Annotated in this window: 14 protein-coding genes and 1 tRNA gene; 8 read left to right on the forward strand and 7 right to left on the reverse strand. The window is 49.3% G+C overall.

Annotated features, from left to right (window positions below; all coding sequences use genetic code 11):
• Positions 1-166: 166 nt before the first annotated feature.
• From MRJ96_07720 to MRJ96_07750, 7 genes are all read right to left on the reverse strand, one after another.
• Positions 167-811 carry an isochorismatase family protein gene (locus tag MRJ96_07720; GenBank protein MDR4501321.1) on the reverse strand — a complete coding sequence of 215 codons (645 nt, stop codon included), beginning with the start codon at positions 809-811 and terminating at the stop codon, positions 167-169.
• Positions 812-815: 4 nt separating this feature from the next.
• A complete protein-coding gene (argB, locus tag MRJ96_07725) occupies positions 816-1,709 on the reverse strand; it encodes an acetylglutamate kinase (protein ID MDR4501322.1) in 894 nt (297 codons plus the stop codon).
• A 68-nt stretch (positions 1,710-1,777) separates the two neighbouring features.
• A complete protein-coding gene (hslU, locus tag MRJ96_07730; GenBank protein ID MDR4501323.1) occupies positions 1,778-3,175 on the reverse strand; it encodes an ATP-dependent protease ATPase subunit HslU in 1,398 nt (465 codons plus the stop codon).
• A gap of 4 nt (positions 3,176-3,179) precedes the next feature.
• A complete protein-coding gene (gene hslV / locus MRJ96_07735; protein MDR4501324.1) occupies positions 3,180-3,722 on the reverse strand; it encodes an ATP-dependent protease subunit HslV in 543 nt (180 codons plus the stop codon).
• A gap of 110 nt (positions 3,723-3,832) precedes the next feature.
• Positions 3,833-4,780 (reverse strand): tyrosine recombinase XerC, encoded by a 948-nt coding sequence (gene xerC, locus MRJ96_07740; protein ID MDR4501325.1) that lies wholly within the window; start codon positions 4,778-4,780, stop codon positions 3,833-3,835.
• Positions 4,753-6,069 (reverse strand): methylenetetrahydrofolate--tRNA-(uracil(54)-C(5))-methyltransferase (FADH(2)-oxidizing) TrmFO, encoded by a 1,317-nt coding sequence (gene trmFO, locus MRJ96_07745; GenBank protein ID MDR4501326.1) that lies wholly within the window; start codon positions 6,067-6,069, stop codon positions 4,753-4,755. Before trmFO ends, xerC begins: the two co-directional genes overlap by 28 nt.
• 70 nt (positions 6,070-6,139) lie before the next feature.
• Positions 6,140-6,964 (reverse strand): 3'(2'),5'-bisphosphate nucleotidase CysQ, encoded by an 825-nt coding sequence (locus tag MRJ96_07750; GenBank protein ID MDR4501327.1) that lies wholly within the window; start codon positions 6,962-6,964, stop codon positions 6,140-6,142.
• 107 nt (positions 6,965-7,071) lie between these two features.
• Between MRJ96_07750 and MRJ96_07755 the strand changes: the two genes are divergently transcribed.
• The 8 genes from MRJ96_07755 to MRJ96_07790 all read left to right on the forward strand — a co-directional run bounded on the left by MRJ96_07755 (position 7,072) and on the right by MRJ96_07790 (position 12,426).
• Complete coding sequence (locus tag MRJ96_07755; protein ID MDR4501328.1) at positions 7,072-7,551, forward strand: hypothetical protein; 480 nt, start codon at positions 7,072-7,074, stop codon at positions 7,549-7,551.
• 299 nt (positions 7,552-7,850) lie between these two features.
• Complete coding sequence (locus MRJ96_07760; protein ID MDR4501329.1) at positions 7,851-8,462, forward strand: carbon monoxide dehydrogenase; 612 nt, start codon at positions 7,851-7,853, stop codon at positions 8,460-8,462.
• A 148-nt stretch (positions 8,463-8,610) separates the two neighbouring features.
• Positions 8,611-9,819 carry a ferredoxin oxidoreductase gene (locus tag MRJ96_07765; GenBank protein MDR4501330.1) on the forward strand — a complete coding sequence of 403 codons (1,209 nt, stop codon included), beginning with the start codon at positions 8,611-8,613 and terminating at the stop codon, positions 9,817-9,819.
• 56 nt (positions 9,820-9,875) lie between these two features.
• Positions 9,876-10,784 (forward strand): thiamine pyrophosphate-dependent enzyme, encoded by a 909-nt coding sequence (locus tag MRJ96_07770; protein MDR4501331.1) that lies wholly within the window; start codon positions 9,876-9,878, stop codon positions 10,782-10,784.
• A gap of 37 nt (positions 10,785-10,821) precedes the next feature.
• Positions 10,822-11,526: a 2-oxoacid:acceptor oxidoreductase family protein gene (locus MRJ96_07775; protein MDR4501332.1), complete on the forward strand. Its 705-nt coding sequence runs from the start codon at positions 10,822-10,824 to the stop codon at positions 11,524-11,526.
• A 28-nt stretch (positions 11,527-11,554) separates the two neighbouring features.
• Entirely contained in the window at positions 11,555-11,833 is a 279-nt protein-coding gene (locus MRJ96_07780) for a pyruvate ferredoxin oxidoreductase (protein ID MDR4501333.1), read from the forward strand.
• Positions 11,834-11,965: 132 nt separating this feature from the next.
• Positions 11,966-12,229, forward strand: a complete 264-nt coding sequence (locus MRJ96_07785; protein ID MDR4501334.1) for a hypothetical protein — start codon at positions 11,966-11,968, stop codon at positions 12,227-12,229.
• A 121-nt stretch (positions 12,230-12,350) separates the two neighbouring features.
• Positions 12,351-12,426 (forward strand) — tRNA-Asn (locus MRJ96_07790).
• Positions 12,427-12,497 lie beyond the last annotated feature (71 nt).

Raw genomic sequence — 12,497 nt, forward strand, 5'->3', positions numbered from 1 at the left:
CAAGGTCGTCTTTGTTACATTGGTGTTACGTTATGGTTGTTTGGGCGGTCGTACGCTGGTGGTGTTTCAGTCATTCAAGGAAAGGGGGGGAGATTTTCTTCTGGCAAGCCTGGAAATCAGTTATTCGAAAGGATGGTAGGAATGGGAAAGGGTAGGGAAGAAATCCTTACACTGATGGAAGCTGCATGCTCAGGTCTTTTGCGGTGGCTCGCCGGGCTCCGGCTGCCGTCATTTCTTGAAGGGCGTCCTCAGAGTCATGGGGCTTCAGGTTGACGCCGCATATCGCGTCTTCCAGCACGACCATCCGCAACCCCAATTTCAATCCATCCAAAACAGATTGCTTAATCCAATGCTCGGTGGCGAGACCGACGATATAGACAGTTGTGGCGTCCCGGTCTTCGAGATAATCGGCCAGGGAGGTGCCATCAAACCCTGAATAGGATTCTTTTTGAGGGTTTGTGGCAACAGAAATGATGAGGCTGCCGTTCGGGAGGTGGAGATCTGCATGAAATTGTGCCCCCCGTGATCCCTGGACACAGTGAGATGGCCATGGGCCACCATGTTCTTGGAAAGAACAGTGATTAGGCGGATGCCAGTCTCGTGTGGCCATCACTGTGGCTCCTTGGTGTTGAAACAAGGCGATGTAGCGATTGATTTGAGGAAGAATCTGATCGCTACCCTCTACAGCTAATGCTCCTCCAGGAAAAAAGTCATTCTGGAGATGGATAAGAACCAGGGCGCACGTTTTATCTGGTTTCAAATCCGGTGGCGGTGGGCTGGTGGGCTCCTGGGATCTTTTAACGAGTTTCATACGATTAGGCCACGATTTCAGTGCCAATGCCCTTGTCGGTAAAAATTTCCAGCAAAATGGCATGGGGGATTCGTCCGTCAATGATGTGAGCTTTTTGGACTCCACCATCCAAAGCCGTCAAACAGGCATGGACTTTGGGGAGCATGCCTTCGCTAATGATCTTTTTCTTGACCATTCGCTCTGTGTCTTTACGCGACAACGTGGGCACATGATGATTCTCGGCATCCCGAATCCCTTTGATGTCGCTCAACACCAGGAGTTTTTCGGCATGGAGCGCGCCGGCCACGCTTCCAGCCACGAGATCCGCATTGATGTTGTAGGTATTGCCTTTTTTGTCGACACCAATCGGAGCGATGACAGGAATGAAATTTTCTTCTTGAAGTTTTACGATCAATCTTGCATCGACCTGGTCGACTTCGCCGACGAACCCATAGTCGTGATCTTCCGGGGTATCGGTTTCACCCGTCAGTTTGTGGACCAATGCCTTCGCATTAAATGGTTTGGAGAGAAACAGACGTCCATCTTTTCCCGTCAGACCAACAGCCTTTCCTCCATGCTGGTTGAGCATGCTCACGATTTCTTTGTTGATCTTTCCCCCTAGGACCATTTCAACGACGTCCATAGTGGCCTGGTCGGTCACACGGACGCCATTGACAAACTTGGGTTGAATGTTCAGCTTATCGAGCATGGCATTAATTTGTGGACCGCCTCCGTGGATCACGACGGGATTCAAGCCCACGTATTTGAGGAGCACGACATCCTCGGCAAAACCCTCTTTCAAGGCATGCTGTGTCATCGCGGCTCCCCCATATTTGATCACGATGGTCTTGCCGGCGAATGTCCGGATGTAGGGAAGAGCCTCGACGAGAATGTCAGCTTTCTTAATCAGTCGTTCCATTGACGAAGAACCTCTAGAGAATTGGGATGCCTCCTCTCGGCATGTGCCTCATGCCGGGGAGAACAAGGTTACAGGATGTAGCGGCTGAGGTCCTGATCTTTCACGATGTCGTGCAGATGTTGTTTCACGTAAGCCGCATCCACGACGACCTTCTTGTTAGTCAGTTCTTGAGCTTCGAACGATACATCTTCCAGCATTCGTTCGACGATCGTGAAGAGCCGTCTTGCCCCGATATTTTCAGTCCGATCATTGACTTCGACAGCGGTGGCAGCAATTTCTTCAATGCCATCATCGGTAAAGTCGAGTGTCACCCCTTCCGTGTTCATCAGCGCTTGATACTGTTTGACGAGCGCGTTTTTAGGCTCTGTCAGAATGCGGATGAGGTCGTGTTTCGTGAGGGCTTCCAGTTCGACTCGAATGGGGAAGCGACCTTGCAGTTCCGGAATCAGATCCGCTGGCTTCGAGACGTGGAACGCACCAGCCGCCACGAATAAAATGTGGTCGGTGCGAACGGGGCCATACTTGGTGTTCACGGTGGAGCCTTCGACGATAGGGAGCAGGTCGCGTTGCACCCCCTCCCGAGAGATGTCAGGGCCGGTATGTTTTTCCCGTCCGGCGATTTTGTCGATTTCATCCAAGAATACGATGCCTGATTGCTCGGCTTTCTCGATGGCCTCTTTCGTGACTTCGTCCATATCGATCAGCTTTTGCGCTTCCTCTTGTGCCAGCACTTTCAACGCATCGGGGACTTTCATCCGGCGATTCTTACTTCGACCGGGCATGAGCCCGCCAAGCATGTCACGTAAGTTATTTTCTAAATCTTCCATGCCACCCACGTTCGAAATAATCCCGACGGGCAATGTCCGTTCCTTGACTTCGAGTTCGACGTGACGGTTGTCGAGTTTTCCTTCCCGTAATTGCTTGCGAAGTTTTTGGCGAGTATCCTCGGCGGTATCGTAGCGTTCTGGCTGACCTGGCTCTGTCTCTTTGGACGGCGGCGGGGAGGACGGTCTCGAACTGGAAGGCAGCAACAGGTCGAGGATTCGATCTTCAGCCAGATCTTCGGCTTTCTTCTCGACCTGCTCAAGATATCGAGTTTTGACCATGTTCACCGACAGTTCCGTCAAGTCGCGGATCAGTGACTCCACATCACGCCCGACATATCCCACTTCGGTAAACTTCGATGCTTCAATCTTGATGAACGGAGCATCATCGAGCTTAGCCAAGCGACGTGAAATTTCGGTTTTCCCCACGCCGGTTGGTCCGATCATAATGATGTTTTTTGGATAAATTTCTTCACGAAGTTCAGGGCTGAGTTGTTGGCGTCTCCAACGATTTCTGAGCGCAATGGCTACCATGCGTTTTGCATCGCGTTGTCCGATGACGTACCGATCGAGTTCGTCTACGATCTGTCGAGGTGTGAGGCCATCGAGTCGGCTCGGGTTTTGTTGGGATGTATGATTCATGGTCTTAGGTTGTCAACTCCTCAATCATGATGTGGTGGTTCGTATAGATGTCAATGGCTGCTGCAATGCCCATGGCATGTTCCACGATGGGTTTGGGGGCCAGAGTCGTGTGGGCGACAAGCGCGCGTGCGGCCGCTAAGGCATACGATCCGCCTGAGCCTATGGCCATCACCCCATCTTCTGGCTCGACGACGTCGCCTGTCCCTGAAATGATGAATGAATGGTCGCGGTTCGCCACGGTTAGCAGCGCTTCCAACCGCCGCAAGACACGATCCGTTCGCCAGTCTTTCGCCAATTCGACGGCTGCCCGTGTGAGGTTCCCACGATATTCTTCAAGTTTGGCATCAAACTTCTCAAACAAGGTAAAGGCATCCGCCGTGGCTCCGGCGAATCCTGCCAGCACTTGATTGTTGTGCATCTTCCGCAATTTCTTCGCGTTGCTTTTCATGATGGTCGTTCCGACGGTCACCTGACCATCGCACCCCATGGCGACGGTGTGTTCTTTGCGTACGCATAATATGGTCGTAGATCTGACTCGTATCCCCATGAGATATCCTTCTCTAAATTTTTTGTAAGGTCCACAGCTCTAGCAGAGAATGCTCCCACCTGACAATAGTGAGGGGGCTGCTCATGAGCCGGTCTGACCCTTTACCCGTCTCATGTCTTTCGCATGTGCTGGGCTCGTGGATGCGCACGATCGTACACTTCCATCAGCCGGTCTGCGGCGACTTGCGTGTATTTTTGAGTCGTCGCGAGAGATTCATGGCCTAACAGTTCTTGAATGACTCGTAAGTCTGCTCCTTCATCCAACAGATGAGTGGCGAATGAATGTCGTAGCGTATGTGGGCTCACGGCTCCGTGAGGCAGTCGTTGAGAAAGTTTCTTGACGATTCGTTCAACGCTTCGACTGGTCAGGCGTCCACCACGATTATTCTTAAAGAGAGCATTGTCTTCTGAGCGTACACGAGAGGGTTTATTGGATTGGGCGGCAGATTGCTTCTGTCTCGATGCGTGATGACGATACTCCTCTATGGCCTGAATAGCGACATCGCCGATCGGAACAATCCGTTCTTTTTTGCCCTTCCCTCTCAGACGGGCAATGCCGGAACGGAGGTCGAGGTCGTCCCAATCTAACCCAACCAGCTCACTCACCCGTGCGCCGGTAGAATAGAGGGTTTCAAGGATGGCCCGATCTCTCATGGCCGTGCGGTCTTGACTGTCCGGCGCATCCAAGAGGATTGCAGCATCATCTTTAGTCAGGACTTTGGGCAATCGTTGACCTTGACGAGGCGAGCGAATTTGGGCGGCCGGGTTCGTGTCGATCCAGCCTTCGTGCGTCAAAAAACGGTAGAAGCTTTTGAGTGTCGCGAGCTTTCTGGCCAACGATGACTTTTTTTCATGTTTGTCATCGAGCCATTTGAGGAAGCCTCGAATCGTCACGCTCTCCACAGAGGTTGGAGTGGGACATGGTTGGGATTCGGCGTGTATGGATTGCAAGAAGGTCACAAACTGTCGAAGATCGGAACGGTAGTTACGAATCGTTTCAGGAGAGGCTCCACGCTCGACGTCGAGATACGTTATGAAAGCTCTGATCGCCTCATCCATTCTTGAAACTCATGTTCAGCCCGTTGTTGAATGTTCTGTCGTTTTTTTTGTTTGTCCCGAATCGTGGATGTGAGGGGAGGGAAGAGTCCGAAATTGGTGTTAATGGGTTGAAAGTGCGCTGAGTCTGTTGTGGTAATGTACTGTAACAATGCCCCATGCGCTGTTGTGGCCGGTGGGGGGATAATTGGTTTCCCGGCTACGGTTTTCGCCGCATTGATCCCCGCCAACCCTCCGCTGGCCGCGGCTTCGACATAACCTTCCACTCCGATCAGTTGCCCGGCGAAGAACGTCTGATCGTGGGTTTTGAGTTGCAAGGTGTCTTTGAGAAGTTCTGGTGAATTGATAAACGTATTACGATGAATGCTGCCGCACCGTAAAAATTCAGCCTCTTCGAGGCCTGGAATCATTCGAAAGACTTTTTTCTGATCGGGGTACGTGAGCTTCGTCTGAAAACCGACCATATTATAGCAAGATCCATGGATATTTTCCGGACGGAGTTGGAGCACGGCATAGGGCCGTTTTCCCGTTTTCGGGTCGAGCAATCCGACTGGCTTCAGCGGACCAAAGAGGAGTGTTTGCTTGCCACGATCGGCCATGACTTCAATGGGGAGACAGCCTTCAAAGTAGGGAACGTTCTCGAAATCTTTGGGTTGCACCCGATCGGCTTGTGTCAACGCGTCATAAAAACGATCGTAGGTTTCGCGATCCATCGGGCAATTTAAGTAGTCAGCTGTGCCTTTATTGTAACGAGAAGCGCGAAACACTTTGGTCATATCCAGGGAATCCGTATCGATGATAGGTGCGATCGCATCGAAAAAAAACAAATTTTTCGAATGAGTGAGTGTGCTGATGGCATGGGATAAATCGTTAGATGTGAGGGGGCCGGTCGCAACGATACTGATACCGTCTTCGGGAATGTCTTTGATCTCCTCTCTCACGATTCGAACGTTTGGATGATCCTCCAAAGCTTTGGTGACTCCCAAGGCAAACCGTTCGCGATCCACGGCCAGTGCAGATCCCGCGGGAACCTTGGCTTGATCGGCTTGTTGGATGATCAACGAATTCAGCTTCCGCATCTCGTTTTTGAGGATGCCGGGAGCGCTCATCGCATCATTGGACCCCAGGGAGTTGGAACACACAATTTCCGCGAGATAATCGGTTTTATGAGCGGCCGTCCCTTCTTGGGGACGCATCTCGTAGAGCGTGACCTTGGCTCCGTGGTTGGCCGCTTGCCAGGCTGCTTCTGAGCCGGCCAACCCTCCACCGATAATAGCAATATCGTTTCGCATTGCAATGAGGGGTCGAAGAACAAAAAATGATATAAAGGAAGCGAATTCTAAGAGCCCTGCGAAAATCCTGTCAACCGCGAATGTGTTCAGTGATCGAACTGATGGATTGAATAATCACATCATGACAAGCCCCGTTTGTTGCGACGAGACCTTTCGTGTTTTTTAGGGTATCATGACCATAGAGAATGTGGTTGCCATAGATGTCAGAAAACTGGCCCCCAGCCCCTCGAATGATGGCTTCTGGGGCACAAGCGTCCCAGAGACTGGTGTAGGGACCCGGCTCAATATAGACATCTGCCTTTTGTCTGGCGATGAGACCTATTTTTAGCCCTACGCTTCCACTGGAATATTCCTGCGAGATTCCGGTCTGTTGTTTAATGGTTTCTATGTGAGGATTTCGGTGTGAGCGCGAGACAATGAGGGTTAAGAGTTCGGGTGTCTTCTGGCGTGCGGTTTGAAGTGGTGTGCGGCCGGTCGCGGTTTCCATCCATGCTGTTTCGTCAGCGATGCCTGCATAGAGCCTGTCTTCACTCGGTTGATACACAACTCCGAGTTTGGCTCGGCCGTTAATCGCCAGTCCAATCATGACAGAAAACTCTCCATTTTTATTGATGAATTCTTTAGTGCCATCTAAAGGATCGACGTACCAGACGCGTCCTCTGCTGGAGAGGTCTGGAGGGGGAGGACTTTCTTCGGCTACGATGAGATCTTCCGGGAATTGGCGATGGAGTCCCTCCACGATGATCGTGTTGGCTCGTTGGTCAGCTTCGGTGACTGGATCTGACGGTTTTTTGTATGCGACTGAAAAGTCGGACTGACTGACGTCCATGATGAGTGTTCCCGCTTGTTTTGCAAGATCAGAGGCTATCGAGACTTCGGATGATAGACTATGCATACCTGTTCTCCTTTATTCCCCTAGTCCTGACTGTCTGATTATCCAGGACGATGCGTAGGGTGTCGTTATTGAATCGAGTGTCATTACTTGAAAGCTGAATACCATACATGCTTCGCCTCATCATAATTCTTGCGATTCTCATTCTGATCCTTTCCGCATTTTTTCTTCCTCGTTTTCGACGTGCTCTGTGGATAACATTGGCTGTTGTCCTAAGTGGTATCGTTGTGATTATTTGGTTGGATAATCGCGAAAAAGAGCTAGCCCGACTCAATTTCCCGCTCTCACAGGTCGAGCTTGAAAACATGCAGGTAGCTCCAGGGTTAAACGCTAGATCGCATGTGGTAAGTGGAAGAATCTTCAACCACTCTACCACTGAGTCGCTGCGCCAAGTACTCATTGAAGTGACAGCTAAAGACTGTGAGAATCTAAATTGCCCTATCATTACGCAAGAAAGGGGGCGAGTGTCGGTAGACATTCCGCCGGGGCAAGCCAGGAATTTTCAAATTTCTATTCCTTTCTCCACGACCCTGCAATTAGATGACGGTCAAGCATGGGTATTTCAGGTTGTGGACGTCAATGATCGATAAGAGAAAATAGAACGAATGGGTCTTTAGTCAACGGATCAAGTTCCTAACGGCCAAAACGTTCTAACGTTCTGATTTGACAAGGAATAAAATCAGTTCATATACTGAGGATTGCCCTTTTGAATTTTAGGGCAAAAGGCTCATATCTCGCCCTGTCTTTAGTCTAATTTTATTCGTGCTTGGGCCTTTTTCGAGGTTGCGGATTTTCCATGTTTCTCCTAGAGTTAGGTGTATCACGTAGGCCGAAGGCTTCTATTTTTTTGATGAGCTTATCTATAACGTAATTGGAGATTGGAAAGAACATGACAACACATTATAAGGTGATGCCAGGGCCAGAACATTTTCTTCCTCCTGCTGCCGCGAGTATGGGGAATAGTTTGCCTGACCCAGGTCAGGGCCATATTCATGGATCGATCGTTCCAGAAGAGCAAGCGATGGAGGAGGCGGCACGCCAGTTTCTGTCGGCCAAAGTTCCGACCATCTTTCCTGGGCCTCTTGTGTTATGGGCATGGAATGAAAAGGCGGCCAAAAAGGCCACAGCGGTTCGGCACCTGTTTGAAACCATAAAAGACTCCGTAGCGTCCACCCAGACTCCGATGCTCATACCTATGCCGGATTATCGCCCTAAGTATCCGAAGATCAACCCTGAAATCGAAATTAACCCGAATCATCCTAATTTGACCATTTGGCACAATAAGATTGATGCCTGCATGTTCGTTGGCGTTCATTGTCATCAAGCGAATCTTTCTCTGAAGATTATCCGAGGTGGAACGAATTGCTATACGGTGGCCATGTGCGCACAGGCCGGACATGAGGATGCCATGTTGTCGTTCAGAGATGCCACAGCTGATAAAATATTGCGGTTAGCTGACTGGGTGAAAAAGTTAAAAGGTTCAGTTGAACCCCCTAAATAATATAATAAAGATACGTCAATGCATATTAAACGGTGATTTTATTCAACATCCTCACCAAAAATTAGACAGAGAACCGGTTTTAACTCGTGTAGTTCAAATGAAGTTCAGAAGGGTTTTTGTCTAATTGAATAAAAAGGAGGTCGTAAGTATGGCGACGCAATCTGTAATTGGACAGAAAAATAAAAAAGGCCAAACCTACACTGACCCTTGGCATATGCTTCATGATGCTCCCAAAACGCCCTCCTTTTTCACGGGAAGTGAGGTCATCAAGGAAGCGATTCGCCGGGCAAGTTGTGATGTGATGATTGCCTATCCGATCACTCCGCAGAGTGAAGCTGCGGCATTAATCGGAGAATTATTTGCTGAAGGGTATATTGGCGATTACTTTCGCGGAGAGAGTGAATTTGCGGTGATGTCTCAATGTGCGGGAGCGGCTTTCGGTGGAGCGCGAGTCTTCACGACAACCGCTGGCCCCGGCACCATGCGGGCTATGGAAAATTTTCCGATGTGGGCTGGCGCTAGGCTCCCGATTCAAATGATTGTGACCTGTCGGGGCATTAACTCTCCTCTGTCTATCCAGCCGGACACTTTGGAAATATCCTACCTGATGCAAACGGGCATGTTAGTGTGGCATGCCGAAACTGCGCAGGACTTTTATGACTGGATCTTAAAAGGATATATGGTTTCTGAAGAACCTGATGTTCATCTTCCCCTTGCGTTGTGTTGTGATGGGTTCTTTGTCACTCATACCAAGGACATGGTCGATTTAACTCCAGTCGATATGTGCCTGCCTCCCTATGATCCCTATCGTTCCCCAGTTCCATGTATGGATATGGAATGTCCGCCCGTCCGCATGATGCGTGACCCGTTTGTCATGAAGAGCAATTACATCAGTTACGCCACGCATGCCAGTTGGCAACAGGAAGTGTGGGCTGCCGTTGAACGATCCAGGAAACATTCGATCGCCTGGCTCGATGGATTAATCGATGCAGAAGATACAGATGCCGATATCATCCTTTTGGCATCAGGAACGGCCGTTTCCCAAGGGCGGGAAGCCATTGCGATGTTGGAAGACGAAGGGATCAAAGTCGGACTCGTCAAAGTAAAGACCTTGCGTCCTTGGCCAGGGGAGGAAATCCGAGAGGCCACAAAAAACGCCAAACATATTATTGTGCCAGAGTTTAACGTGACCGGATGGTTGGCTCGTGAAGTCAGATCGACGATCCCGAATAATGAACGTGTTCATGCAGGTCCTCATGTGTGTGGAGGGATGACCATGCCACCGGAGATCATTGTTGCAGAAATCAAGACGCTGATGGGAATTAAGACTGAAACCTTATCGGCTCGAGGAAGCTGATTATTCCCACGTTTCGAAATCGTTTGTAGGACGATTCAAAATAAAAGGAGAATACGATGAGCAAAGAACGAATTAAAATCGCTCCTGAGATGTTTGAGATCATGCCTCCCGAATATCAAGATCTTGTTGACCGTGCGACCTATGGTAATGAGACACGTGGATGGAAAGATATTGGAAATGCTAAAGAATTGATCGAAGAACATTCACTCTGTGCTGGTTGTCCAGAATCAATGGCATTCCGGTACATCTTGGCTTCTCTCCCGAATCCAGAAGATACAGTCATGGTTGGTTCGACCGGATGTACAAGCCTGGTGTTTCCCCATGTCGCTGTGCATAACATTCATTCACTCTTTGGTAATCAGAATGCCATTGCTTCAGGTTTAAAGCGGGCACTCAGCGTTCGTTTCCCTGATCGCCACAAAGATGTTGTCGTGCTGGCTGGTGATGGTGCAACGGTTGATATCGGTTTAGATATGACCTTGCAGGCCTGGTTCCGTCAGGAGAAGTTCACCACGATTTGTTTTGACAATGAGTTGTACGCAAACACGGGTGGACAGGAAAGCGGGCTCATGCAAAAGGGCTTCGTGGCCAAAATGGCCCCGGTTGGAAAAACCTTTGAAAAGGTCCGCCTTCCTGAAATAGCCCGGGAGTCAGGTTGTCATTACGTCGTCAATTGTACGGTCAGCAAACCTAATTTGGTTGAGAAGGTCATTAAGAATGCGATTCATGTCGCGCGCGAGATTGGTCCAACGTATTTGCAGCTGTATACGCCATGTATTCTAGAAATTGGAAAGAATAGCATGGAAGGTCTCCAGGAAATGCGAGACTCGGAAAAGCCGACAGAACGTTTTGCGTATAAAGAATATGTGAGTGAGCCGGCAAAAGAATTGCTGTCAGAACTTGCCGCAAAAGAAAAAGAACGAAAGGCTGCGGCCAAAAAACAACTCGCAGGGCAAAACGCCTAAGTCTAACAGATATCATCCCGATCGTGGAGGGCAAGCAATGATAAAACGACGAATCAATATTCGAATGTCCGGGCTAGGAGGACAAGGCGCTGTGACGGCGGCGCATGTCATGGCCATGGCTGCGGCCAAAGATGGAAAATTTGCGATTTCGAATCCATTTTTCGGCGCAGAGAAGCGAATGGCTCCGGCTGAAAGCTACTGCCGAATCGGTATCAAGAAAATTTATGATCGGGGGGAATTAGTCTTCCCGGATGTCATTGAAGTCTTTCACCCTCAGGTGATCACCATGGGGAAAAGTTATACGATGCCGTTTTATTCTGGTATCAAGGAAGGTGGAATCGTCATTATTAACACGGACATGCCACTGTTGTCGGAAGAAGATCAAGTCAGACTCAAAGATTTAAACGTTGCCGTCTTTAACATTCCTGGGACCAATATCGCTCTGGACATTGCAGGGACTGAACTTTCAACAAACATGACCATGATTGGTTCGGTTGCCGGCATTACGAAGTGCGTTTCAATGGAAGCCTTAGATAGCGCTCTTCAAGAACGGTTTGGTAAGAAGTTTGTGGCTTCTGGGGGAACAGCAACTCTGGATGAAGCCATCAAGAAAAAATTCGCCAAGAAAGAGATGTTGTTAAAGAAGAATTTAGAAACGGTCGTTCGTGCGTATGAGATAGCATCCGAATGGGCCGAGAAGAATAATGTGGAATTGCAAGTTGGCGAGGCGGCGGCTGCCTAAATCTAGAATCGAAAAAGGATAAAGATAGATGTATAACGTTGCACTTGTGACAGATGAGAAATGCGTGGCGAAAAAGGGGTGTCGGCTGTGTATCATGTATTGCCCCGAAGCGAATTGTCTTGACTTGAATTCTGATAAAATGGTCGCGGAAGTGAATATCGATCGCTGCAAAGGATGTGAGCTATGTAAGGTCGTGTGTGATGCGGCCAAACATCAAGCGATCGCGATGGTTGCGGTAAACTCCGATGGAACACTCATGGATAAAGAAGGGGAAGCCGCGGAGTTGGGGCAGGCCTATCAGGGGTAAAAACGAAAACGTGTATAAGCCCCGCGATGTCGTCTCAGCAAGTCGCGGGGCTTTTTTGTGTCCCCTGGGCATAAAGACCGTCAGTAGAAATTGATTGATCGTCACAGAATAACTTGGTGAAGAGGACAGAATATGAGTGACCAGCTTCGAGAAAAGCTCTCAGACATTGGGACTCAAATGGAACAATTCCATCTTTTGCTGAACGAACGGGCCAGAGAAATCGAAGTGACCGGTGGAGACCCTGATATAGTTACAAAACTTGTGAATGGCGCTGATGCCATGAAGGACAGTGCCAATATTTACCTGTCATGGGCTCGCCATTTTGTGGGACTTTCAGAAGGCGGTGCCTCTGAAGCTGAGGAAGGTGAAGAGGATTCTGCGGATTTTCAATTTTAACAAGAGGCCATGTTGGCAGAAGATATCATGATTGGAGAGGCAATATTGTGTGAAGTGTGGTATTGATCCTAATATGGAGTATGGTATAGTTTAGGCGTTTCTATGGACGAAGACCATCTGTTCCTCGGTAGCTCAGCTGGTAGAGCGTTCGGCTGTTAACCGAATGGTCGCAGGTTCGAGTCCTGCCCGGGGAGCCAAATACGAAAGGCCAGCGAATAATCATCGCTGGCCTTTGTGTTTTTATACGAATGATTTGAGAAAAACACTT

The sequence above is a fragment of the Nitrospirales bacterium genome (assembly GCA_031315865.1).
In the GTDB taxonomy this organism is placed as follows: Bacteria; Nitrospirota; Nitrospiria; order Nitrospirales; family UBA8639; genus JAGQKC01.